This window comes from Wolbachia endosymbiont (group A) of Acrocera orbiculus, from assembly GCF_947250015.1.
Classification (GTDB): Bacteria; Pseudomonadota; Alphaproteobacteria; order Rickettsiales; family Anaplasmataceae; genus Wolbachia; species Wolbachia pipientis.
In genome coordinates, this window is record NZ_OX366272.1 from 859,261 (window position 1) to 885,741 (window position 26,481).

Consider the following 26,481-nt stretch of genomic DNA (forward strand, 5'->3'; position numbering starts at 1 on the left):
CTGCTAATGAGACTTCAAAAGCTTCATCTGTTCTATATTTCTCCTTTTTTCAAAACTTCATTTTTAGTAATAAGACTCTTTGGGGTGACCTTTCAATTAAAACTAGTTCTCACGAGCATTATGTAAAATGACTAAAATAGGCTATATTCCTTAAGTTTTTGATAAAATCTATTTACATAAAAATACCTACCTACTTGAGAACTGAGATCAAAAAATAAAGTGAACCTATAATAAAACCAAAATTACAGATAAAATAGTAAATATGATATTTTCAGCTGACTCTAATCTTACAGCCTTTATCAAGGTAAATCATTGACATTATCATCTCCTAATCCATATCTACTACACGAAAAACATTTAAATATGGCATCTAATAATCTTCATCAGTAATGCGTTTATACCCTCTACGTTACTCGTCACTATCTAGTTTGTGCTTTTAATTATCAAATTATTAGGCGATACAAAAATGATGGTTGAAACTTCTATATTTCTATATTATACATAGCATATACAAATAATGTTAGTTGGTGTCAATTGGAGGAGTTATGGATTACAAAAATGTAGAGAGGGTATTGTTAACCGCTGTGAAAGAAGATGATCTTCATAAGGCATCTAAAGAACTGGAGATTAAAAGGTGGTGTATTACATATCAAACGTTATTGCGTGAATGGGACAGAACAATAATACCGCCTTTTCTTAAGAAGGTTTTAGAGGATGAAACTTGTTGGCAAATACCAATAGGAGATACTTCGGATCAGGTTAGGCTCAACAGGTATACTGTGGGGAGAAAATTGTTAACTTTGAAGTTTGAGGGTGGGCAAAAAAACCTCCTTGATAGTTCTGATCGCTATAGAATTGCTTGCTGGTGTTGTTTTGAAGAAGAGATAAGATCTATTTTTGAAGAGTTTAAATCAACATTAGGTAATAAACCAGTAGAAAATTTGATAAAAGGGTGTGATAAAGGGGCTTTAATGATTTACTGGTCACATGCTATAAATAATCAGGAACATCAGTTAGAATTAAATAATGAGCATCCATACGTTTATGCTTTTAGGTGTTCAATAATAGAAAAGCACGTGGAAGCCTTGGAGTTCTTTTGGAATAAGTTACAATCAATTGATTCTCTATCCTTAGAAAGAAAGGAAGACTTATTAATGCAAGTAGCATATACTAAAGGACATTTTTCTACTGATGATGTTGGGATGGTTGACTTTTGTCTACGTTACCTTCATGAAGGTAAGTATCATGAGTTATTGAAAAGAGATTTTAAGCAAAATAGATGCCACTATACTTTAAGCATATTGAGAAGAAATTACTCTTTTGAAAGTGCTAAAAAGCTATTTGAATGTTTAAAGCCAAAAGATTTATCTCCTGAAGACTATGATACATCAATATTTAGTGCATTAAGGTCAATTGTTTCTGCACCAGATGATAATTTTGTTAAATCTGGTAGTGATATGCTTACCTCTATGTGGCATATTTCTGGCTTTGAAACTCATAGGCAACACTACTTACATGAATTAAGCTCACAGCTTTCACCAACCAGTGATTTAGTTGCTTCTCTTATTAAGGAAAATAAAGCTGTTAAAATCTTATCAGAAATTGTTAACTCTCTTAGCCAAGAGCAAATGCAATTTATTATGGAAGAAAATAAATCAATACATGAGATATTCATTAGAATTAGAGATAGGCAATTAGGTAGTGTAGCAGGTGATAGTCAGTTACCAAGTTCATCATTAGATGTAAAATCTGTAAAACAGAAAGTTACTGATATTAGAAGTAAAGTGTAGTGTTTCTATTTTGGGAAATTCAGTTACTTAGACTTAAGCAAAAGTAGGCAACGAGTTTAGGTAAGAGTAAAAGGTTAAAATAAGTTATGGTTAATAGTGATCAACAACAAGAAAAACCGCAGGATTTTGAGTTAATAGGGTTGCTTTTCCAGAGGGTGGACTCTACAGGTTCTAATGCAGCAGACCTACTAGATAAATCGTTCAAAGCAAGATTTCAATCACTGGTTGATCAAATACAATCTTATCTGCACTCTAGTGAAAAGCCTGGCTTTTTCCCTCATCGGTTTTTAGGTTGTTTTTCCAGTGTGTTAGATACTAAGCTTAATGACAAATTAGGAATAAAGAAGTTACATTTTCGTTTTGAGGGAGCAAGAACTTTAAAGGTTGTAGCAGAAACAGAATCCAAAACACATGTTTTTATTTTTACTGAAGATATAGAAGCTCAACACACTAAACCTTCAGATGCTCATACTAGAAGCTTTGAATTCACCAAAGGCGAGTTTAAGAGTGTGATTGGTAAAGATCATACTGAGTTAGATGCACGTAAGCTTCAAATTGATGTAATAAAAATTCTAAAAGATAAATATGAGCTAGTGAAGGGCAGGCCGAAACCAATAACTAAGCCTGCATCAAAAAAATTATACTTATACCTTAAGGGGGATGGTGTGTTAGAGTATGTAGCTAAGGACGTGCATGGACACACTCGAACAATACAAATTAGTCGTGATGAAGTAAAAGGTAGTTATGCGTTTCAAAGTACGTTTTTTAATGAAATTAAGCAGTTTCTGGATCGATCAGGTAAAGATCTTAGTGATAATGTTAGAAAGGAATTATTAAGAATTACATCAGCAAAGGGATATACTTTAAAGAGTGATGAAGAAGATGAAAAAATAAATATTGAAGTAGAAAATAACAAGAAAATCAAAGATTCACATATCACTCCTCCAACAGAGTTTCCATTTTTAGAAGTGACAAAAAAGCTAAATACAAAAAATTCTGAAGGTAACCCTATCTGTCTAGAGGATTATATAGAAAAGCTTGCTCATCCAGATCTACGTATAGATCAAGTTGAGAAAAACCTTAAAGCTATTCTAAATTATATTAAAAAAGTTCATACTAATTTAAACTTACAAGGTAATGTTTATGGCATTAAAGCTCGTGAAGCTGATCAACATGGTTTTACAGCAGGAATATTTGATAACTTTCGATATCGTTATAATACTAAGATCTACCTGGAACAATTTGCTGGTGGAGGTTATGCTGATATCGTTTTGCTTGTTCGTGGGCTTAATCGTGCTGTTGATTCAGTTCCAATTCTTATTGAACTTAAGGCTGGAACTGAAGGACAAGTTGATCCAAGTGACGCGCTGAGGCAAGCTGAAGATTATATAAAAGGTTTTAGACCAAATAAGATGAGGATTTTAACCAATGCAGATAATGCTATTGCTGTTGGGTTAAATTTAGATAATGCGGAACCGTTTAAAACTGAAGTAAAACCTATTAAACAACCACCAGTTCCTTTGATGGAGGATTTTATAAAATTAGCTCACAGATGGAATAATCAACAAATTTCTGAAGAAGGTTTTAAGCAAGAAATAGCAGGTTTATTATCAAGTGAATACCATACTTTTCCAGCAAATAAAGAAACAAAAGATCATTACTATTTCAGTCGAGACATATTAGGTCAATCAATTTTAATCAACAAGATTGGTCAAGATCAGGGTAACGTAAAAAAATATATATATTCATACAATGAATATCCGCTAAATTGGCCTCAGGGAACGGAGTACACTTTGTCCAAAAGCCCGGTTATGACATTAATACTTGTTCAAGGTAATGAAGGACAAGAAAAAACAGCATTCATTTTTCACATACAAGAATCCAATACGAGAGAATTCTATGCTGATAAAAGAATTCCAGTGCTGAACATACCTGAAATAGGAAGAGTAGGAAATGTCATAGAAATTAAAATGAGTCTAAAAAAATATGAAACGGGGTTATCTTTTGAAGACCTTTTTGAAATAAAGCAGATAAGTAAGTATAAACCAAGTGGTGTTGATCAGCAATTCACAGGTAGTTTTCTCAAGATACCTAATTCTGATGAATTAAAGGGAAAACTTGATCAAGCAATTACTTCTCAACATGCTACTTCTTCTGACGTTGAGGCTTTACTGCAAGCCTATAAAGTGTTGCTTACTGAAGTAAAAGTGTTGCTTACTGAAGTAGCAGATAAGATTTACCCTATTAAAGATTTGATTACTAATGAAGCAAGATTACAAGCTATTCTTAATGGCTTATTTAGTAGTTACAGTGATTTAAAATTACAAGAGACTTCTAGTTCACCATCTAATTCTGCAAAAGTTGTAATTATACCTGAATTTCAAGTAGGAGCAGGTGGTCGTGTTGATATGGTAATACAAGGTATTGGTCCTTCACTTCAGGGTACTAAAGAATACACTCCTATAGCGCTGGAATTTAAGCTTATAGATAAAAATTTAAATCAAGATCAGCTAGAACAGGAAGTTGATAAATTAACAAAAGAACAAAATATTAGATATGCTAAAGGGGCAGCACTGAAAGCAATTACAGATAGTGATAAAATGTTTTTCATGGGTGTAGTTGTTAATGTGAAGGCTAAAGATAAAAATTCTTTAATATTAACGAGTGATGAATTTGTTCCTGCTAAAGTGAGTCATAGTTCTATTCACGTATTCATGGAAGAACACTTAGAAAAGCTAAAGGATCTATCACAAAGACTCAAGAATATGGCTATAAAAGAAGAATTTCCTACTTTAGAGTCTGCAACAGCGGAAAATGATTATCATTACTGGCTTCAACAACATGATATAGCTGATGTTGCAAGGGTACAATATGATTATAGAACTGGTGCGTTGTTTGAAGTTGTAGGATCACCAGAACATATAGTTAGTCAATTGGAACAATTTCAGAGTAGAGTAACAACAGGTGATGAAAGAAGGCCATTAACTTTAATCGTTAATTTAAATAATAATCATGGGGTTACGTTAGTTGTCTCCCATCAAGATGGGCAGTACAATGGTTACTATGCAGACTCGTTGGGTAATAATATTCCAGGTAATATTATTCAAGTTTTACAACGTGCTCAAATTAATGTTTATGATGTTTCTATTACTCAACAGAGAGACGGTTATAACTGCGGTTTATGGGCATTAGAAAATGCTAGAGATATTAATGCTGCATTGCAAAGAAGTGGAAATAATGTTCTTGATCAAATAAGTGACGAATTGCAAGTCGAAGGAAGGGATGAAAATTATTTTATAGATACAAGAAAAGATATTTCAGAAAAATTAAGTATAGATGAACAACGTATAGCTAATCTAGAATATATATTTGCTAGAGATATTAGCTAAGCATAAAAGCTATGCGTAAAGTTTGTGTTAAGAATATTATATATAAATATCTATAAAAGTATATCTTTTTATCTTAGGTTTTCCTCGCTGATTTTTACTATCTCAGACACAAATGTGCACAATGAATCCTTTAATCTTTGATCACCAATTTTTTGATATTCTTGCATTATACTCAATATCTTGTTTTCTCCTTGACCATCCTCATCTTCACAATAGATTTCCTCTTTTGATGTAGGTAGTAGAGCTCTATGAGGTAATGATAATCCGTCTGCCAGTTGAGGTGCCTTTTTGAACGATACCTCTCCTTGCTCATATCTGCCTATGTGCTTATAGGGTAATCCGGTTTTATCCGCTAATTCCATCTGTGTAGACCCTCTTGCAACCCGCCAATCTTTTGCCTTATGCGCCATTTGGTAGCTTATAGGTCTTATCTCTGTTGTAACCTTTCTAATTTGAATCCCCTCTGACACACATCTGGTTAATGCGCACACCGCATCACGAACTTTTTGGTCCTTAATTCTTTTTAGGTTTTGCACTAAATCAAAAGCCTTCTTGTCTTCGCTACTAATACAATTTGTTGATTCAGGGAAGAAATTTTCAATATCTTTCGATAATTTTTTTGCCATCCTCTCGAGCGTTTCAGGTAGAATGCTGTGTATCCCTCGCTCATACTTTCCTATTAGTGACTTTGCTACACCAGTTTTTTCTGCGAACTCTGCTTGAGTGGAGTTTAGCTCAAATCTAACATTTTTAACCTTTTGAGTTATGTAGTAACATAAAGAATCAGTATCTATCTTCTTTTCGGTACTCATGTTTTTATTCAATTGCAGTACAAATATATATACTCTTTTATAAAATTTTATTAAAGATAAAACGTTTTTTAGCTAGCCAAGCGGCAAAGTTAAATACTTTTCTATTTTTATTTAAATGTTATATCTTTAATAAAAAACACTAGCAAAGCGGGAATTTTATTTGCAAAATAACACGAAAGTGAGTGCATAAGTTAGTAATTGATTTACCATTGACGCTGTATACTGAGATAGTAATAGAGAGGTAAGAGTTATGAATAAAAATGCATTACAAGAAGAAATAAAACGCCACAATGAGTTGTACTATCGGGAAAATATATCAGAAATAACCGATGCAGAATACGATGAGCTGGTGAAAAAAGTAGATGTACAAATTGTAGGTGCTGCACCTGATGATAGGTTTTCCAAGGTACAGCATATTGTGCCTATGCTCTCGTTAAACAAAGTTTACAGCCAAGAAGACATTGAAGAATTTATTGCTAAGTCCAGAGAACTCCTAAATACAGATGAGCTGGAGATAATGTGCGAGCTGAAAATTGATGGCTTAAGTTTCACTGCAATTTATGAGGATGGTATGTTCATTAAAGGTTTAACTCGAGGTGATGGCCATTACGGTGAAGACGTTACAAAAAATGCCGCAACTATAGAAGGATTACCTAAAGTTTTACCTGATGTAAAGGGCAGATTGGAAGTTAGGAGCGAGGTATATCTAAGAAATGATGATTTTTTAAAATTAAATAAGGATAACCAATTTTCAAATCCGCGCAATACGGCATCCGGTTCACTAAGACAATTGGACCCAGAAGTTACCGCCAGTAGATCGCTCAGGTACTTTGCCTATTCTTTGATTAGTGGTGGAACAGAAAAGACCCAGCTTGAAGTATTAGATAGGCTGAAGGAACTTGGATTCTGTGTAAATGAACATCAATGCTTAGCAAAAAATGTGGACGAAATGCTGGAATTCTACAACAGAATCTATGATAATCGCCATGAATTAGGTTATGATATTGATGGAATAGTCTATAAAATCAACAACTTAGAGTTGCAAGATCGTCTAGGTAGTACCAATAAAGCACCAAGAGGAGCTATAGCTCATAAATTTCCTGCAGCTCAAGGAAAAACTAAGATAGTTAAAATATTAATACAAGTAGGCAAAACGGGTAAATTGAATCCGGTTGCAAAAGTAATTCCAATAAATATAGGAGGGGTTCTCATTACAAGGGTAAATTTGCATAATAAGGATGAAATTAAGCGTAAGGACATAAGGGAAGGAGATATTGTAACAATCAAAAGGGCAGGAGATGTGATTCCTAAAATTATAGATGTAGATAAAAGTGCTCGTTCTCGAAAAGCACCAAAGTTTGTTTTTCCTGATATTTGCCCGGAATGTGGCAGTAGAGTTGATGACTGGGAAGCTACGATTAGATGTACCGGAGAAAACGTTTGCCCAGCACAGCGAATAGGAAAGTTAAAACATTTTGTGGAAGTTCTTGACATTAAAGGTTTTGGCGGTAAACAAGTGGAGTTCCTTTATGAACTTGGTTTGATAAGGAAAATATCTGATATTTTTGCTCTCGAAGAAAAACTCAAAAATTTCAACTTAAGTGAACAAAGGGGATGGGATAAACAATCCATATTTAATTTATTGCACTCTATCAACAGCAAAAGAACTGTAACGCTTGAAAAGTTTATAACTTCTTTGGGAATTAAATTGGTCGGACCACACGTAGCAAAATTACTAGCAAAACATTATCAATCTTATGAAAATTGGATGGCTCAATTACCTTATGATAGAGAAGCTCCTGATAAATTAATGATAATAGGCGTAGGCGAAGAGACCATAACTTCCTTGGAGGAATTTTTCTCTGATGAGGATAATGTTGAAATGGTAAAGAATCTCGCCTCTCAACTAAAGATTGAGCCTGTAAGTGCTAAATTCCCCTCTTAGCGGCAAAACAGTGGTCATCACAGGAGAATTATCAGGAATGAAAAGAAAGGAAGCGCAAGCAAAAGCCGAATCTTTAGGTGTAAAAGTTAGCGTGCGATCCGATGTCATGAAATCATGATGGTTAAATTCCATCCACCATAACATCTGGTTGAAATCATAGTTCACATTTTAGGAAATTGGCAATTTTCTAGGGTGCAAGCATGAACTAAAAGGGAGTAATATTAAACCTTATAATAAATCCTCTCGAGAAGAGTTAGATATGGTTACGAAAGAAACTTATGTTTGAATTGTCGTCATTGCAAATATGCGAAAAAAAAGGTTGATACGCATAAACCAAAAGGTACAGAGAATGGATGATTAAAATGCTCACGTTTAATCAAGATGTTTCCGATCTCTCGGCAAAAAGTAAGAACCTAAATCCAACACGAAATGGTTTCATGGAACGGAGTAACCACATGGAAGCTCTTGTTAATCTTTATAAGAGTAACAAGCAGGTAGCCAACCGCAAGTCTCTGTGTGGAGGGATTGTTTAAGAAGCTAATGCCTAGGGTAATGTCTAGGATATGCAGACGTGGACACTGTAATTTGGAAGGTAAAGTTGTAAATAGTAGTGAATATGTTATGAGCCAACAAAATGTTAGGTATGAATGGAATGAAATTCCTTGGCGCAAGCTAGAGAAATTTTCGTTTAAGCTACAAAAACGAATTTACCGAGCTTCACAATGTAATGATATCAAAAAGATGCACAATCTTCAGAGATTATTACTCAAATCAACAAGTGCAAGAACGATAGCAGTTAGAAGGGTAACTCAGGACAACAGAGGGAAAAAAACTGCAGGTATTGATGGAAAAGCTAACCTTAGTCAAAAAGAAAGATTGCAATTGGCAAACTCCTTAGATATAAGGGAGAAAGCAAAGCCATCAAGACGCATTTGGATTTCAAAACCTGGAAAGAATGAGAAACGCCCATTGGGGATACCCACTATATCGTGTCGAGCAAAACAAACACTTGTAAAAATGGCTTTAGAACCTGAGTGGGAGGCAAAATTTGAGCCAAACACTTATGGTTTTAGACCTGGTAGATCATGTCATGACGCCATTGAAGCAATATTTCAAGCGTTGAGTCGAAAGACAGCATTCATCTTAGATGCTGATATATCTGGGTGCTTTGACAATATTAACCATAATAAACTACTTGAAAAGCTCAATACCACACCAACGTTAAAGAAAATATTAAGAGGATGGTTGAAAGCAGGTGTTATGGAAAATAGAATATATAAACCAACTGAAAGTGGTACTATCCAAGGAGGAACAATTTCTCCATTGCTCGCCTGTATCGCTCTAAATGGTTTAGAAAGCTATTTAAAAGAAACAATGGCAGATCAGATAAGAAGCTATAGAAAAGAAAAACTTGGTAGATCATGTAGAGAAAAGGCAAAAAGATCACTCAGCATAATTACTTATGCCGATGACTTTGTGGTATTTCATGAAAGTAAGCAAATTGTGCTTAAGGCAGAGATTTTAATTAAGGAATGGTTAAAAACCATTGGATTAGAATTAAAGTCATCAAAGACAAAAATTTCTCATTCATTGAATCCTCTAAAGGAAAAAAAACCAGGCTTTGATTTTCTTGGATTTACAATACGACAGCATACAGTAAAACAAGGTAAGAAAACATACAAGTTACTAATAAAACCGAGCCGCAACTCTATAAAACGATATACATTAACCGCTAAGTACAAACTTAAAGAAATGTGTGGAGCACCACAAGAAGCTATTATAAAAAACCTAAATCCACTTATTAGAGGATGGTGTCAATATTATACTTCAGTGATTTCAAGGAAAGTCTTCGAGTTACTAGATAGCGTTATGTTTAGAAAACTATGGAAATGGGCAGTACGTAAACATACAAATAAAGGCAAATACTGGATAAAGAGGAAATACTTTAAAAGGTATAAGAATGATAATTGGAGGTTTATGACAAGTAATGGAAAATATCTTATCAAACATGGAGACCATGCTATTAAGCGGCATATCAAAGTGAGAGGAGCAAAATCTCCATATGATGGAGACTGGATATATTGGAGCAGTCGTAGAGTACCAGATAAGTCACTAAGAGTGATAAAATTACTGAAGATGCAACAGGGTAAATGTAATTATTGTCAGCTATATTTTAGGTCAGAGGACATAATTGAAGTGCATCATCAAGACAAAAATAGGAACAATAATACCATAGGAAATTTGTCTTTATTGCACGGGCATTGCCATGATTATTTACATAGGAGTGTGTATGACAAACACCAAGTTAGAGAGAAGCCGGATGTGGTGAAAGTCACAAGTCCGGTTTCGAAGTCGAGTGGGGAGAGGTGACTTTCCTCACTTAGATAACTAAAAGCAGGTAACACTAAACCTCATGGTGAATCCTTGCAAACAGAGTTAGATATGATTACAAGAGGAACCTATGTTTGAATTGTCGTCAAAGCATAGTATGCGAAAGGAGGTTGAATTACGCATAGACCAAAACGGTATGAAGCAAAAGTGGAACTAAAGATTGAAGACTTTAGTTATTGATGTTCCCAGCTTCCGGCAAATAGTAGGAATCTAAGTTTAACGTGAAACGAAGCCATGGAACGGAGTAACCACATAAAAGCTCTTATATTCATTAAAATATAAGTAGGTAGCCAACCACAAGCTGCTATGTGGAAGGATTGTTTAAGAAGCTAATGCCCAAAGTAATATCTGGGATATGCAGACGTAAACACTTTAATTTGGAAGGTAAAGTGGTGAATAGTAGTGAATATGTTATGGACCAGCAAAAAGCTAGGTATGAATGGAATGGAATTCCTTGGCGAAAGCTGAAGAAATCTTCATTTAAGCTACAAAAACGAATTTACCAAGCTTCTAAATGTAATGATATCAAAAAGATGCATAATCTTCAAAAATTATTGCTCAAATCAACAAGTGCAAAAACACTCGCTGTTAGGAAAGTAGCACAGGACAATAGGGGGAAGAAGACTGCAGGTATTGATGGAAAGGCTAATCTTAATCAAAAAGAAAGATTACAACTATCATATTCTTTAGATATAAAAGAAAAAGCAAAGCCATCAAGACGCGTCTGGATCCCAAAACCTGGTAAGCCATCGGAGCATCGCCCGTTTGGTATACCTACTATATCGTGTCGAGCAAAACAAACACTTGTAAAAATGGCTTTAGAACCAGAATGGGAAGCAAAACTTGAGCCAAACACTTATGGTTTTAGACCTGGTAGATCATGTCATGATGCAATTGAAGCCATATTTGATGTGCTAAAACAGAAAACAGCATATGTATTAGATGCTGATATTTCTGGATGCTTTGATAATATTAAACATTGTGTGCTGCTTGAAAAACTTAATACCACACCAACTTTAAAGAGAATTATAAAAGGATGGTTGAAAGCAGGCATTATGGAAGATAGAAAGTTTAGTCCCACCAAACGTGGTACAATTCAAGGAGGGACGATCTCACCGTTGCTAGCTTGTGTTGCATTACACGGATTAGAGCAACATGTCAAAAAAGCATTAACAAACGAACTCTTTCAATGCATGAAAAGAAAATATGGTAGGATATCGCATAAAAACGCGCAAAAGTCTATTAGTGTAATTTTCTACTGTGATGATTTTGTCATCATACATGAAAACGAAGAGATTATTCTTAAAGCAAAAATTTTAGTTGAAGAATGGTTAGAAACCATTGGACTAAAATTAAAGCCCTCTAAAACAAGAATTTCTCATACATTAAGAACCATTGACGAAACAAAACCAGGATTTGATTTTCTTGGATTTTCAATAAGACAATATCCAACAAAAGAAAGTAAAAAAGGTTACACATTATTAATAAAACCAAGTCGTAATTCTATAAAGCAGCATACATTTGCTATTAAACATAAACTTAGAGAAATGCGTGGGGCGCCACAGGAAGTAATAATAAGGAATCTCAATCCAATAAACAGAGGATGGAGTCAATATTACTCTTCGGTAGTTTCATGTAAAATCTTTAGCTCATTGGATAATACTATACATAGAAAGCTCTGGAAGTGGGCAGTCTTTAGGCACCCAAACAAAGGGAAATGCTGGATAAAAAGAAAATACTTTAAAAAGTATAATAACGATAACTGGCGTTTTATGACAAGTAACAAGATACATCTTATTATACACAGCGATCATGATATTAAACGACATATCAAAGTGCAAAAAACCAGATCTCCATATGATGGTGATTGGGTATATTGGGGTAAACGTCTGAGAAAAATACCAGATAAGCCATTAAGAGTAATAAAACTATTGAAGTTACAACAAAGTAAATGTGATAATTGTAGACTATGGTTTAAAAGTGATGATACAATAGAAATACATCACAAAGACCGGAATAGACGAAACAACATGATCAAAAACTTATCTTTGTTACATGGACATTGTCACGATGAATTACACAGGAGGTGTGCATGAAAAGCACCAAATTGGAGAGAAGCCGTATGAGGCGCAAAGTCTCACGTACGGTTTTGAAGTCGAGTGAGGAGGGGCGACCTTCTTCACTTAGACAACAGTATGCAGATGAAACTACAGATGAAGACCTAAGGAATATAGCAGAAAAATCACCAATAGTAAAGCTAGCATATGATGAGTTAGACAAGTTTTGCTGGAATGAGAAAGATTTAGTAGCATATGAAGAAAGAATAATGGATCTACGTAAGGAAGAAGCCATTCTTGAATACAAACTTGAGGAAGGTATAGAGAAAGGAAAAATCGAAGTTGCAAAAAATTTACTTAAAGCTGGTGTATCTGTTAATTTAATAGCTGAATCTACTGGCCTTTCTCAAGCTGAAATTGTACAGCTTAAGCAAGAAGTGGCCTAAGTATCACGGTTTTCAGGGCTTTTTTAGCTCGGCAGTGGTCTGAAAAGTCCATTTTTCACTTTATAAAATGTTTATATTTTACCACCTACTTTATTTGAATAAGTTCTTCTGCCACACTCTGAACGGATACTTGAATCAGGCTCAAGTTGACAAGTAGATGTTATCTTGTTATAATAAGTAAGTAAGTATTTATTAATTTAATCTTAACTTAAGAGGGTATTTATGGTAGCAAGTTATAGTGTTTTAAAAAGGTATGCGTTAGCCTATATAAAGAAATCTGGTAGTAACAGTGATGTTAAAGAGTTTTTACAATTTTGTAATACGCAAAATACCACAAATTGGAGTGAGGAGAATTTTAAAAATGCGTATGAAAAATTTACACATCCAAATTCAAGCAATAGGCACGATACAGGAAGCAGAAATGATCAATATAACGCAGGGAATAACGCACAACCTACAGGCTCTCAGATTACACATATACATGTACACAATAGAGGTTTAGACTTTTGGGATTATTTGCTATTACAATGCTGGATGGATTCTTTATTCGGTGGACGTGGTCACACTACGGTTAATAATATAACGAATATTAACAATGGTAATACCACTCATCAAGGGAGAAAAGAGAATAAAAAAGAATCAGAAGACAGTAGAAAGCTATTAGCTTTGGGTATAGTAGCTGCAGTTGTGTGTGTTGCTTTCCATGCTGGTATGTGTTTTTGGTATAACAGCAGCAGAAAAGTGGCTAGAAAAGAAGAAAAAATAGATTACCTGGATAGTAAATCTAAAACGTTCAGAAATATAGAATTTGCGGTTGGCGTTGTTTCTTTGGCAGCTTTGGTAGCTTGTGCTGTTTACCCAGTCTTACCAGTGTGGGGTTTAGCTATCCTTGGCGTTAATTCTCTCGTATGTTTTGCTGGTGGTTTAGCTTTTCATATGAAGCATGAGGAAGAATCAGAAAATATCGAGAAAGCTAAAGGAGCGGTAGATAGCTGTCTTAGACAAGGGCATGGTTATGGAGATTCTTCTCGTTATGATGCACCACCTCCTTACTTTTCTCAAGATCCTAATACTACTCCAACTGCTCCTCCTCAAAATGCATTTGATAATCCTTATTTGCAACAGAAGTTTGGGAATTGTAAGGGGTTCACGCGTGATAAAAATTAACAGTTTTATTTTTAGCCAAATTAATTGAATCAAGCTACAAAACCTGCTAAAGTTAACTTTGTGAAAGCACCCTTAGCTCAGTTGGATTAGAGCATTTGACTACGGATCAAAAGGTCGGGCGTTCAAGTCGCTCAGGGTGCACCACATTTTATAGGAAACAGAAGTCACACTTGAAATTAATATATGTAATACCTATCTTTAAAGGTTAAGCACTAAACTATTATATATGAGCAAAAAAGACTACTATGATCTGCTGGAGGTAGGCAGAAATGCCAGTATTGATGAGATAAAAAAAGCGTATAAAAAATTAGCGTTAAAATATCATCCTGATAGAAATCCTGGCAATCAAGAAGCAGAGGAAAAATTTAAAGAAGTAACAGCTGCATATGAAGTTCTGTCTGACTCTGAGAAAAGAGCAGGCTATGACCGTTATGGCCACGAAGGTGCTTCTGGTGGATTTCAAGGCTTTAGCTCTGCAGGAGATTTTAGCGACATATTCAATGACTTCTTTGGTGGAGGATTCGGTGGTGGTGCAAGTAGATCGAGAGCAAAAAGAAGTACAACAGGAGTATCTGGAGCAGACCTACGTTATGATCTTGAAATTACCTTAGAAGATGCATTTAAAGGAATACAAGCGCCTATACATTATGTGACAAATGTAAAATGTGATACATGCCAAGGCACAGGTGGCGAAGGAGCAATTAAACCAGTTCAGTGCCACACATGCCAGGGAAGCGGTAGGATTAGAACTCAACAAGGCTTTTTTACCATCGAAAGAACATGTACTACATGCTATGGGGAAGGAGAAATAATACAAAACAAATGTAAGAAATGTGGTGGAAGTGGACGTAGAAGAGATGAAGTAAATATATCCGTTTCAATTCCAAAAGGCATAGAAGAAGGAGCTAAGGTAAGGATAAGTGGTAAAGGAGAAGCTGGAACAAAAGGTGGAAAAAGTGGAGATTTATACGTATACGTGAAAATAATTTTCCATAAAATCTTTGCTAGAAATAAAGCAGATTTACACTGTAAAGTGCCTATAAGAATGACACTAGCAGTGCTTGGTGGTGAAATCGATATTCAATCAATTGATGGAGCTAAAATAAAAGTAAAGGTCCCTGAAGGCACTCAAACTGGTACCAAACTACGTTGTAGGGAAAAGGGTATGCCATATATGAACTCACATGCTCGTGGTGATTTATATGTACAGGTAATAGTTGAGACTTTAAATCCAAAAAATTTAACTAAAAAGCAAATTGAACTATTAAAAGCGCTTGAAGAAGAGGAAAATGCAAGTGTACAACAGCAATCTGAAGGGTTTTTTAGTAAAGTAAAAAAAAAATAAGAAATCTGCTAAATGACATAAAGGGGTAACTGTTTACGGGTTTTCATTTAATCCTGCAATTCTTTGACCTTATTAATGGAAAACTTAACAATAGTGTTATTATTAGCCAACAGAAACTTCTTAGTTCCTTAAAACTATGTAAAAGCAATAAATTTCTTTATTTAAGGTCGAAGTTTTGCTATTCTCAGGCTTTAATAATTTAAATTTAATGAATATAAACAAAAATGAGTTTTTATTTCTTCCGCTTGGGGGAGTAGGAAGAATCGGGATGAATGTTAGCCTATATCATTACCAAGGTAAGTGGATTATGATCGACCTTGGTGTTGGTTTTGCAGATGAAACTATGCCAGGTGTTGAGCTGCTCATTGCTGATATAGATTTTATTGCTCAAAGAAAAAAAGATTTACTTGGAATAATAATTACACATGCACATGAGGACCACTGCGGTGCAGTGCCCCACTTGTGGGAAGAGTTGCAGTGCTCCATATATACAACAAAGTTTACGGTTAATTTTCTTAAAGAGAAACTAAAAGAATTTCGATTGGAAGGTATAGTGCCTGTGAAAGAGGTAGACATAAATGGCAGCATAAATTTGGGTCCTTTTACCGTCGAGTTTATAAATGTAACTCATTCAATTCCTGAGGCAAATTCAATATTAATTAGCACTGAAATGGGTAGTGCATTCCATACCGGAGACTGGAAATTTGATCCAAAACCTGTTGTTGGATTAACTTCTAATATGGAGCGTCTAAAAGAAATTGGCGATAAAGGTGACCTGCTTGCAGCAATTTGCGATTCAACCAATATATTAAGCAAGCATCACCCTGAGTCAGAAGGTGAAATTTATAATAATATTTATAACATAATAAAGCGGTCTAAAAAATTAGTTGCTGTTTCGCTATTCGCTTCAAATGTGGCACGAATTGAAACGATAAGCCAAGCTGCAAAAGCACTAAATAGAAAAGTAGTTTTACTTGGTAGATCTTTATGGAGAATAGTGAAAGTTGCGCAAGATAGTGGTTATTTAACTGATTCTCCTCAGTTTCTTGAAGCAAAGGAAGCAGTAAATTTTCCAAGGGAAGAACTGGTGCTACTTTGCACAGGTTGTCAAGGTGAGCCACTGGCAGCTACCGCAAGACTTGCTGCTAAGAGTCATCAAGCATTTAAAATGCAGCAAGGTGATACCATGATCTTTTCGTCAAAAATCATTCCTGGAAATGAAACTCGTGCGCACAACATGCTCAATGCCTTTATTGAGATGGGGGTAGAAGTTATTACTGAAAAAACAGAGCATGTTCATGCTTCTGGGCATCCAACAAGAGAAGAGCTAAAGGAAATGTATTCTTTAATAAAACCGAAGATGTCTATTCCAGTTCACGGCGAATATATTCACACGCATGCACATGTAAAATTTGCTAAAGAGTGCGGTGTGGCAAAAGCAATAATGATTGCACCAGGTGATATTGTTAATTTGGAGAACGGAGAAAAGGTTGATTCAATTGATGTTGACTACTTTGGTATTGATGGTATGTTGCTACGTCATCCGGAGAGCAGTGTTATAAAAATGCGTAAAAGAATGAGAGATGCCGGAGTTATTGTGGTAACAGCAGTTGTAAACAAGAAAAATAAATTGCTTGCTAAACCAAAAGTATTTGTACCTGGTGTTTTTGAAGTGCTAGAAGATGCAGCTACCATACAGAAAATTGTCAAGAAAGTTGAGTCGTTGTTTAGTTTGCAGCCAACAAAAAAAATTAAAAATAAGATTGAAAGTTCAATATTGAGTATCTTAAAGGAATATTTACTAAAAAGACCTATAATTGAGGTTCAGATAGAACAGGTATGAAATGAATGAAGCTATTCGTTCATCTGGTGTTATTTATTTCGTTATTTATTCCTTATTTTACAAAAGCTGCTTTATATGTTGATATAAAAAAAAGCAGTGTTGGTAACATTGGTCTTGTTGTATCTAAATGTACATGTAAAACAGCGTTGGAAAGCGAATTAAGCGAAAATATTGCAAAGGTAATAGGAACAAATTTATCTAATTGTGGCTTATTTAATGTAAAACGTGGCGCGGAAGCTGAATCTAAATCTTGGAAAAGCGATACTGTAGTCACAGTAAGTTTAAGCGAAATATCTGGTAGTGCATTAGAGCTATCATTTCGTTTATTTGACACTTTTACAAAAAGAGAATTACTTACTCAGTCAGTTGTTTTTCCAGCAAAAGACTGGAGAAAAATTGGTCACCTCGTTTCGGATGTGATACATGATAGATTAATTGGTGAGAAAGGGCACTTCAACACAAAAATCACGTATATCGCTGAAGAAAAAGATAGCAACTACAAATCTGTGCGTAAAATTGCTGTGATGAATCAAGATGGAAGTAATATAAAATACTTAACAAATGGAGATAGATTTGTGTCAACACCGAGATTCTCACCAAATGGAAAGGGCATTGTTTATATCTCGTACGCAAATGGTAAAAGTTATATAATATTAAAAAATTTAAAAGATAACACTGAATCAATAATCAGCGCATTTGAAGGAGTTGTTTCTGCACCAAGATTTTCTCCCGATGGTAAATCTCTTTTAATTTCCCACTCATTGGGTGGTGAAACGAATATATTATCTTTGGATTTAAGTAGTACACGAACAAAAAAAATTACTAAAGGTTCAGCTATAAGCACTTCTCCCTCTTTTTCTCCAGATCAAAAGTATATGGCTTTTAGTTCTGATATAAGTGGGAGTCAGCAACTGTACGTTATCGATTTTACTAACAAAAGTAAAAAACCTAAAAGAATTAGTTTTGGAAGTGGAAGATATGCTACGCCTGTTTGGTCGCCAAAAGGAGATCTGATAGCTTTTACAAAGATTCAGTCAGGAAAATTTTACATAGGAGTTATGAAGCCAGATGGCAAAGAAGAACGTCTGCTTTCAGAGGGGCATAAAATTGAATCCCCGGCATGGCTACCAAATGGTAGAGAAATCATTTTTACAAGAACAGAATCACCAAGCAACTCTAAACTATATTTAGTAGACTTAGTAAAGAAAAATCAAAAAATGGTTTCCACTCCCACAAATGCTTCTTTACCGGATTGGTCTTATTTTTGAAAGTAGATCTATTATAGATTTGATATGAGCCTTATTTTACTTTAATCGCTTATAACCTTTGGCACTACGAAATACCCATGCTCAGGTTTTGTATTGGACAATATCTCTTTTTTAATGTTTTGAGAATTTATAACATCATCGCGTACATGAATGTCCTTGTCTATGCTGCCATAACGCATAGGAGAAACACCTTCAGTATTAACTTGCAATAAAGTATCATGTATCCAATCCAGCATTGTCAGTTCTTTGGAGTAGTGATCAATCTCGTCATTTGATAACTTAATCCTTACAAGCTGTGCAATTTTAAGCATTTCTTCTTTGGTAATTGTTATTTTTCTCTTATTTGCAAATTCTATTAGTGAAGTAATAACGTCTTCTGTTGACTTAGCTGGCATCTTTACCTCCTTGGATAAAGTGAGTTAAAATATCTACGACCGAAACAACTTCTATTTTACCAGTTTTTTCAAATTTGTGAAGTATGGTATCCGTAATCACTAATTTATCTAAAGAAGAGGAAGAAATTTTCTCAACTGCACTTCCTGAAAGCACGCCATGTGTGATGCATGAAATTACGGACTTTGCTCCGTGGCCTTTTAAAGCAAGAGCTGCATTACACAATGTTCCACCAGAGTCAACTATATCATCAACAATGACACAATTTTTATTTGCAACTTCTCCTATTATGTTCATTACTTGAGATGTGCCTGCTTTCTCCCTATATTTATCTACTACAATAATCTTATCATTTAACCCTATCTTGTACTTTTCCTCTAAAGTCTTTGCAAAAGCACGTGCTCTGCCAATTGCTCCAACATCAGGTGCAACAATTGCCAAATTTTCTGTGTGTATAGAGTCAACAAATGCTTCAAAGCAGTTCAAATTAGTTATCGGTACATCAAAGAATCCTTCAATTTGACTTGAGTGCAAATCAATAACTGCAACACTACTTGCACCTGCAGTTTGAATAAGATTTGCAACTAATTTAGCACTTAAAGCAGATTGCATATTATTGTTCTTGATAATTCTATCTTGTCTGCTATATCCATAATAAGGAATAATTACTACTATCCTTTTGGCTCCTAATCTATTTACTGCATCAATTATAAGCAGAAGCTCCATAAGGTTATCATTCACAGGGGGAGAAAGAGATTGTATTATATATACTTCTTGATTATATAGATCATTTGCTACTTCTACATTTACCTCACCATCGGTAAACTTTGATATCCAAGCAGAGGATGGTTGAACATCTAGCCGGTTAACTACTGATTCCCCTAATTCCTTACTAGCATTACCTATTATTATCTTCATAACGCACTAATTGAGTTTTTAAGATTATACAGAAATTGTGAAATAATTGAAATGTAAGTTTCTTTATCTAGTATTCTTGTCGGCGAATTAGGTATCTCTTGTACAATGACCTGTTATTTTCACGCATTGTTTCAATATACAGACCCAAATTGAAACAACTATACAAAATCCTGCTTATGTTTCAAGATAAATGACTTTAATGAAATATAATTTATCTAGTCATTTGTATCTGCTAACATACTACACTTCCCATTGTAGAGCCTCTGCAACTTACTGAAATTTATAATCGCTTTGTAAAAAGCTTTATACTCTTTGCTTAATTGGAGGTGCTACCTCTGCACTTTCTGCTCTGTCTAGGGTACTACTTGGTTTTTCTGCAGTAATTTTTTGAGTGCTACCATCTGCCTTATTCTTGATATCTGCTCAATATGATCTTAATACTTCAATAGCTTTCTCGTTTCCACTATTCAGCGCAATATCCAAAGCATCCATTCCATCATTATTTTTGTGGTTGATAAAATTCTCTAACTCAAAGATTTTTATACATTGCTCAATGATGAATTCTACCACTTTTCCAGGGCAATTATTAGCGGCAGGAAAGAGTACTGCATTGTTATTATTGTCTTTCTTTGTTACATCTGCTTTGAGCTTGTCTATCAAATACTTGATAATTTCTATTCTGCTATCATCTTCTGCTTCAGTGCACTGCCTAGCAGCTAAAAACAGAGCTGTTCGCCCATTATTGTCCACATCTTCGATATTTTGCCCCTTATCAATTAAGGCTTGTATTATATTTTTATTCCCATACAAAGCAGCAAAGTGAAGAGGAGTATACCCTTCGGTACTTTCTCTTTCATTAATCAATGCACCATGGCTAGCTAGTAATTCTATAAATTCTGGCGTATTTGCAAAAACTGCAAAGTGCATTGGTGTTAGATCATCTTTACCATGATTTTGAGTTTTTGCATTAACGTTTGCTCCATTTTTTATCAGCAATTTTGCTATTTCTAATTGTTTGCGTCCGATGGCAATATGCAGTGGCGTACGATTGCGTTCATAATGATCATTGACGTTTGTGCCACACTTTATTAGTAGTTCTGCAGCTTCAATATTACCTTCCTGAATTGCAACGTATAAGGAAGCATATCCATCTTTTGTTTCCTCTGTCATACGAAATTGCGAACATGTTAGTTCATATATTATTAAGGATTATTATTAAGTTTTTATTAATACAATATTAATGTAGCGGGATGACGAGCTTATCGTCATCCCGCCGCGGTATCTCTAGATCCCGCTAACAAGCAGCGGGATGACGGTTTTTCAAATTATCGTAAGTCAGTTTAGCTATAGCTACAAGTTTCATTCTTCCCTTACAAATAACTTTACTGCGTCCTTTTTTCGGATTCAGAATTAGCAAGAAACGTTCTTGTAAGGTGGTCTACTAAAATTTTGCTTTATAAAACAATGTCTGAACTATGCAATTAATACATTATCAACACAACTGATTCATAAAAGCAAATATTATAACCACGAAGAGAGAAAATGTTATGCTTAGTTTAATAAGAAAGACCTTGAGAAAAAAAATGACTCATCAGGTAAACGATTCGAAATTGAAAGAGAAAGATGAAAAAAGTATTTTAAAATTAGCATCAAAAATAAAAGGCAAAAAAAGTAGCATTGCTGAAGAACTAGAAAAAATATCTAAAAAGGAAAAACAAAGGATTCTTACTACGGAAGTAAGCAAACATCGGGGTAAAGAACCAACTATTATATCACTTGCTTATGCTATACTACGTAAAGATAGTATAGCTGTTGAGAAAATGTTAAGAGTAGCTAAAGAAAACGGTATTCTGAAAGACATTCTTGACGCAACAACAACTATAAAATATCCAGGTGGTCAGGAAGAAACTTGCACACCACTTACTTATGCCATATTATGTAAAAATAGCAAAACTATTGAAGAAACTTTAAAAGTCTCTAAAGAAAACGGTATTCTGAAAGACATTCTTAATGCAACAATAACTATAAAATATCCAGATAGTGAAGAAAAAATCTACACACCACTTACTTATACAATATCATGTAAAAGCAACGAAGCTTTTAATACAACAAGAGCTATAAATCAAGATGGTCAGGAAAAAACTCACATCCCATTTCCTACCCTTGATAAAAGAGAAACTGAATTAAAATTAAAAGAAAAAAGACAAAGTAGAAGAGATGAGGGATTAAATTTTAACAATGGTAGTAGTGACAAAAATGTTGAAATAAAAGTTAATGGGGATATCTTGTTGCAGCATAGTAGTGGAACTAAAAATGAAATAAATCATACTGCTGTACGTAATGATGTAGGGGGGGTAAAGCTTCCTATAGAAAGTAGAACAAATGTTAAAGTACGGAATATAAGTGGATGCAAAGTAATGACTGTAGCTTCTATGGTGATTGAGTTGGTAGATAGTAAAGCGACATGTGTACTGTTAAAACCCACCACTAAATTGGAAGAAGTAGCTATAACATATTTTCAAGGTTTAACACTATATTTATGAAACTTAATTTATATGTGCTAAACAAGATGCTGATTAGTTTTATAGGGCTAACCCAAGAAAGGTTTCCCTACGTTATACCGCCGCGGTATCTCTAGATCCCGCTAACACGTAGCGGGATGACGGTTGTCGTTTAGCTATAAATATTAAAAAATTTACCAAGCGAAAAAAAGGCAAAAGAAGCCCCGTGGTTGGCTAATTATAGCATTTCTCATAATAGTCCAAACAGGTCATAGGAAGGCAGAATCAACAGCACGAAGAAAGGATTCGAATAGAGGAATGTTTTTCCTGGCTCTGTTTTTTATAGCAAACCAATGATGCTCAATTTTGTTGAAATCTGGAGAATAAGGCGGCAGATACAAAATTTCTGCACCAACCCCTTTAGCAAGCTCGATAATCTTATCAGACTTATGAAAAGTAGCATTGTCAAGAATGACAGTCTGTCCAGGTTCCAAGATCGGTGTCAAAAATTGCTCAAACCATCCATTAAAAACATCCATATTACAGTGGCCTTCAAAGGTTAACGGAACAACTATCTTTCTTCCACTTAAGGCTGCAACCATACTGATTCGTTGAGTTTTCTTTCCAGATTTTAAGGCATAAAACCGCCGTCCTTTCTGGCAATATCCGTAGGGGTAGTCTTCGGTGTTATCAATGCCAGACTCATCTATATACACTAAGTTTTTAGGTTCTTTTGTCGCTATAATTTTCAAAAATTCAGCACGTTTTTCTTCGTTTCTTTCCTTGTATCCATATGTCTTTTTTTGCGCGTAAATCCAATTTTTTTAAGGGCTCGATAGATCGTTTGGATACTAACGTTGTTCCAAAGTTTAGCCATTTCCGATAGAGTCTTTCCTCCGTGTTCTCTGGCAAATTTGGCAAAGGTATCCCAGTCGGTAATTTTGTGATTGTAACCCCCATTTCCAAGTTTTTTTGATTGAAAGTCTCCTGTTTCTTTTCTTCTTTGCTGCCACTCCCATAAAGTAGTTCGTCCAATCTTAAATCTTGCTGCCACTGTTTCTCTGCTTTCTCCTTCGTCTAGCGCTTCCATTGCTTTTTTTCTTAAATCATAACTATATGCTGCTGGCATTCAACCTCCTTATCATCATCTATCCTTATCCTATCACATCCGGACTTTTATCGAAAGAGCTATACTAAAATATCGGCGTTTTTTTTATTCTAAAACGCTTGATTAAGAGCGATTTAGCTGCTTTTAACTTGCAACTAACCTACACCGCAAGTGTTTAAGAAATTTACTAAGCAGGAAAAAAGGCAAAGAAACCCCGTAGTAGCTAGCATTCAAATTCTCCCTTGTCAATTTGACGTTTTTTGCTGTCTTAAACGCTTTGTAAGCGCGTTTCGGCTTATATAGGTAAAAACCTAGAAATTTTTAAAGACATGCGATGCACGTAGTGCGAAAAATTAAACATGAGACGCCAAATACCCTAAGTTTTTTGTCATTAACCTGCACAGATTGCGAAGATAAATAAATAGCTTCAGTTTCATGATAAGGGGGCTGGCGGAGGGTGTCAAGCAAGTTTTTCGTTTCTGTGAACCACCTGCTAACCGACAGCTAACATTAACTACCGATATCGTATCTGAAGAAGCACCCTGGCCATTCTAAAAAATTTAATGCTGAGTACACCTTACTTTTGGCTTCCTCTATAGTGCTCCCTTCTGCTACTATATTTAGCACTCTTCCGCCATCGGAAACTAAGTTACCACTTTCATCGAATTTAGTACCAGCATGAAACACCAACACACCAGGAATGCTTTCAATCTTATCTAATCCTTTAATTACTTCTCCCTTTTGATAATCACCCGGATAGCCTTTACTTGCAACAACTACACAAACTGTAGATTTGTTGTTAAGTTCCACCATTTTGACATTTAACTTTCCTTCTGCAACTGACAACATCAATTTTAACAAATCGCAATTTGAATCAAATCTAGGTAATATAGATTGCGTTTCTGGATCACCGAATCTAACGTTATACTCGAGAAGTTTTGGGCTATCTTTGCAAATCATTAAACCAGCAAAGAGTACTCCTTTATAAGACGTACCCATGTTAACCAATGCTTGAGCTGTAGGGTATATTATTTTTTGGATAATTTTTTGCTCCATGTCCTTACTTATAATTGAAGGTGATGAGTACGACCCCATACCTCCAGTATTTTGGCTTTCATTACTTTCATCAACTCTCTTATAATCTTTTGCACACCCAAGAGTTACTACTTTCAACCCATCAATAAGAGCAAAAAAACTTACTTCTTCTCCAACTAAAAACTCTTCTATGATTATTTCTTCACCTGATTCACCAAATTTTTTCTCCACTAGCATTGAATTTATCGCTGAAAAAGCTTCGCTTTCTGTATTACATATAACCACCCCTTTTCCTGCTGCAATTCCATTTGCTTTCACTACAAGTGGAAACTTTATTTTATTGCTACGTACAAAATCTTTAGCTAACCCTTCATCAACAAAACACTCGTACTTGGCAGTTGGTATACCATATCGTTTACATAGTCCCTTGGTGAAAGACTTCGATCCCTCAAGTTTTGCAGTTGCTTGACTTGGAGCAAAAACATTTATTCCCTCTGCAACTAAATCATCAGCAAGCCCATCAATTATTGGTTGTTCTGGACCAATAACAACCAACTCTATATTTTCTCTCTTGCAAAATTGTGTAACATCCACTGAATTTTGAATATTTACATCCACAAGAGCCCCAAGATCTTTCATAGCTTGGCGACCAGGAGTTACATATAACTCAGTCAAGATAGGAGATTTTTTTAGAGCCCAAAGTAGAGCGTGCTCACGCCCACCAGAACCTATAACCAGAACCTTCATCTTTATTTCCTCGCTTTTCTATATGTCAAAATTATTATTTGCTTATAACAGTATCATTACTCATGTATTTTTGCAACACGTTTGGTATTGCAATCGACCCGTCAGAATTTTGATAATTCTCCATTATGGCAATAATCGTTCTTCCTATAGCTAAAGCTGAGCCGTTTAAAGTGTGAATATATTTTTTCATCTTTTTATCAGTTTCTGAAGAGTATTTAGCGTTCATCCTTCTTGCTTGAAATGCACCACAATTTGAGCAGCTTGATATTTCTCTATATTTATCTTGCTCAGGTAACCATACCTCTATGTCATAAGTCCTTTGTGCAGCAAAACCCATATCGCCACTACAGAGTAGCATTACTCTATACGGTAATTCTAGTTTTTTTAATATCTCTTCAACAATACTCGTCATGCGCTCAAGTTCATCATTTGATTGGTCTTCAGTTGTGATACTCACCAATTCCACTTTACCAAATTGGTGTTGCCTTATCATGCCTCTCGTGTCTCGCCCTGCGCTACCTGCTTCTTTACGAAAGCACTCCGAATATGCAGTAAAGCGAATAGGCAGTTCTTTTTCTTCCATTATTTTGTCAGCAACTAAATTTGTTAAAAACACTTCACTTGTGGGAATCAACCTCAATTCGTCGGTAGTTAAATACGAATCGTCAGAAAATTTCGGTAGCTGACCAACATTATACATAGCCTCGTTTTTCACCAAAGTCGGGTGGTACACCTCAGTATAGCCAAATTCATTAACATGCATTTCAAGCATAAAATTTATTAGCGCTCGTCCAAGCTTAGCTAACTGTCCTTTTAATATCGTAAATCTTGATCCGGAAATTCTCGCCGCTTGTTCGAAGTCTATTAAACCTAATTTTTCTCCGAGTTCATAATGAGATTCTGGTACAAAATCAAACTGTCTTTTTCCTCCATATCTTCTCACCTCTAAATTAGAGTTCTCATCTGCGCCTATTGGCACATCTTGCGCAGGAATATTCGGCAAGTTAGATAAAACATTCACTAACTTATCCTTTTCTGCTTGTTCTTTTAAGCTGATTGCCTCTATCTCATTTGTGATGCTTTTTGACAACTCTATTTGCTCTTCACAGGGGCTCTTGCTCATTTTAAGCTTTTTTATTTCCTCTGTGATTTCATTGCGCTGCCTATTCAAATCCTGCAGTTTAGTGGTTAATGATCTTTTCTCGTGATCGATTTCTAATATCTCTTCCGCAGTAGATTCTCTAATTCCCCTGCTTTTCATTGCCTTTTCAAATCCTTCAGGGTTTTTGCGTATATATTCTATATCGTGCATATATTGTGCTATTA

Annotated in this window: 17 protein-coding genes, 1 tRNA gene and 2 pseudogenes; 13 read left to right on the top strand and 7 right to left on the bottom strand. The window is 35.1% G+C overall.

The annotated features are described in order from the left end of the window. Positions 1 to 545: 545 nt before the first annotated feature. A complete protein-coding gene (locus OOL03_RS04340; RefSeq protein WP_264707084.1) occupies positions 546 to 1,790 on the top strand; it encodes a hypothetical protein in 1,245 nt (414 codons plus the stop codon). A gap of 86 nt (positions 1,791 to 1,876) precedes the next feature. Continuing rightward, positions 1,877 to 5,179 (top strand): hypothetical protein, encoded by a 3,303-nt coding sequence (locus tag OOL03_RS04345; protein WP_264707085.1) that lies wholly within the window; start codon positions 1,877 to 1,879, stop codon positions 5,177 to 5,179. A gap of 68 nt (positions 5,180 to 5,247) precedes the next feature. Here the strand turns inward: OOL03_RS04345 and OOL03_RS04350 are convergent, their stop codons facing one another. Then, positions 5,248 to 5,991, bottom strand: a complete 744-nt coding sequence (locus OOL03_RS04350) for a helix-turn-helix domain-containing protein (RefSeq protein WP_264707086.1) — start codon at positions 5,989 to 5,991, stop codon at positions 5,248 to 5,250. A 250-nt stretch (positions 5,992 to 6,241) separates the two neighbouring features. Between OOL03_RS04350 and ligA the strand changes: the two genes are divergently transcribed. The 10 genes and pseudogenes from ligA (at position 6,242) to OOL03_RS04400 (ending at position 18,453) form a co-directional block, all read left to right on the top strand. After that, a complete protein-coding gene (gene ligA / locus OOL03_RS04355; protein WP_264707087.1) occupies positions 6,242 to 7,936 on the top strand; it encodes an NAD-dependent DNA ligase LigA in 1,695 nt (564 codons plus the stop codon). Further along, positions 7,917 to 8,054, top strand: coding sequence for a BRCT domain-containing protein (locus OOL03_RS04360; RefSeq protein ID WP_264707088.1), 138 nt, complete (start codon positions 7,917 to 7,919; stop codon positions 8,052 to 8,054). The genes ligA and OOL03_RS04360 overlap by 20 nt, the downstream gene beginning before the upstream one ends. Before the next feature lie 422 nt (positions 8,055 to 8,476). Beyond that, positions 8,477 to 10,306 carry a group II intron reverse transcriptase/maturase gene (ltrA, locus tag OOL03_RS04365; protein WP_264707089.1) on the top strand — a complete coding sequence of 610 codons (1,830 nt, stop codon included), beginning with the start codon at positions 8,477 to 8,479 and terminating at the stop codon, positions 10,304 to 10,306. 353 nt (positions 10,307 to 10,659) lie between these two features. After that, positions 10,660 to 12,423 carry a group II intron reverse transcriptase/maturase gene (ltrA, locus tag OOL03_RS04370; protein ID WP_264707091.1) on the top strand — a complete coding sequence of 588 codons (1,764 nt, stop codon included), beginning with the start codon at positions 10,660 to 10,662 and terminating at the stop codon, positions 12,421 to 12,423. 95 nt (positions 12,424 to 12,518) lie between these two features. Beyond that, a pseudogene (locus tag OOL03_RS04375) lies at positions 12,519 to 12,830 on the top strand (nuclease/transposase family protein); the annotation flags it as partial. 222 nt (positions 12,831 to 13,052) lie between these two features. Beyond that, entirely contained in the window at positions 13,053 to 13,997 is a 945-nt protein-coding gene (locus OOL03_RS04380) for a hypothetical protein (RefSeq protein ID WP_264707093.1), read from the top strand. Positions 13,998 to 14,063: 66 nt separating this feature from the next. Beyond that, positions 14,064 to 14,141 (top strand) — tRNA-Arg (locus OOL03_RS04385). 82 nt (positions 14,142 to 14,223) lie between these two features. Then, complete coding sequence (gene dnaJ, locus OOL03_RS04390) at positions 14,224 to 15,342, top strand: molecular chaperone DnaJ (protein WP_012673045.1); 1,119 nt, start codon at positions 14,224 to 14,226, stop codon at positions 15,340 to 15,342. 208 nt (positions 15,343 to 15,550) lie between these two features. After that, on the top strand, positions 15,551 to 17,185 hold the full coding sequence (locus OOL03_RS04395) for a ribonuclease J (RefSeq protein WP_264707094.1): 1,635 nt from the start codon (positions 15,551 to 15,553) through the stop codon (positions 17,183 to 17,185). Between the two features lie 5 nt (positions 17,186 to 17,190). Beyond that, positions 17,191 to 18,453, top strand: coding sequence for a Tol-Pal system protein TolB (locus tag OOL03_RS04400; protein ID WP_264707095.1), 1,263 nt, complete (start codon positions 17,191 to 17,193; stop codon positions 18,451 to 18,453). Positions 18,454 to 18,494: 41 nt separating this feature from the next. Here OOL03_RS04400 and gatC read toward each other — a convergent pair whose 3' ends face one another. The 3 genes and pseudogenes from gatC to OOL03_RS04415 form a co-directional block, all read right to left on the bottom strand. Then, a complete protein-coding gene (gene gatC, locus OOL03_RS04405; protein WP_015588776.1) occupies positions 18,495 to 18,848 on the bottom strand; it encodes an Asp-tRNA(Asn)/Glu-tRNA(Gln) amidotransferase subunit GatC in 354 nt (117 codons plus the stop codon). Further along, complete coding sequence (locus OOL03_RS04410; protein ID WP_264707096.1) at positions 18,838 to 19,764, bottom strand: ribose-phosphate diphosphokinase; 927 nt, start codon at positions 19,762 to 19,764, stop codon at positions 18,838 to 18,840. The genes gatC and OOL03_RS04410 overlap by 11 nt, the downstream gene beginning before the upstream one ends. A 303-nt stretch (positions 19,765 to 20,067) precedes the next feature. Further along, a pseudogene (locus OOL03_RS04415) lies at positions 20,068 to 20,934 on the bottom strand (ankyrin repeat domain-containing protein). Between the two features lie 377 nt (positions 20,935 to 21,311). Between OOL03_RS04415 and OOL03_RS04420 the strand changes: the two are divergent. Continuing rightward, positions 21,312 to 22,307, top strand: coding sequence for a WD_0033/WD_0034 family tandem repeat-containing protein (locus OOL03_RS04420; RefSeq protein WP_264707098.1), 996 nt, complete (start codon positions 21,312 to 21,314; stop codon positions 22,305 to 22,307). Positions 22,308 to 22,534: 227 nt separating this feature from the next. On the opposite strand, the gene OOL03_RS04425 is transcribed toward OOL03_RS04420, so the two are convergent. From OOL03_RS04425 to serS, 3 genes are all read right to left on the bottom strand, one after another. Further along, positions 22,535 to 23,394 (bottom strand): IS630 family transposase gene (locus OOL03_RS04425; RefSeq protein WP_264707019.1). Its coding sequence is split into 2 segments (ribosomal slippage): positions 22,535 to 23,070 and positions 23,070 to 23,394, totalling 861 coding nucleotides; the frame shifts between segments, so codons are not numbered across the junction. Positions 23,395 to 23,883: 489 nt separating this feature from the next. Further along, on the bottom strand, positions 23,884 to 25,155 hold the full coding sequence (gene purD, locus OOL03_RS04430) for a phosphoribosylamine--glycine ligase (protein WP_155968256.1): 1,272 nt from the start codon (positions 25,153 to 25,155) through the stop codon (positions 23,884 to 23,886). Between the two features lie 34 nt (positions 25,156 to 25,189). Continuing rightward, positions 25,190 to 26,467 (bottom strand): serine--tRNA ligase, encoded by a 1,278-nt coding sequence (serS, locus tag OOL03_RS04435; protein ID WP_264707677.1) that lies wholly within the window; start codon positions 26,465 to 26,467, stop codon positions 25,190 to 25,192. Between the last annotated feature and the right edge of the window lie 14 nt (positions 26,468 to 26,481).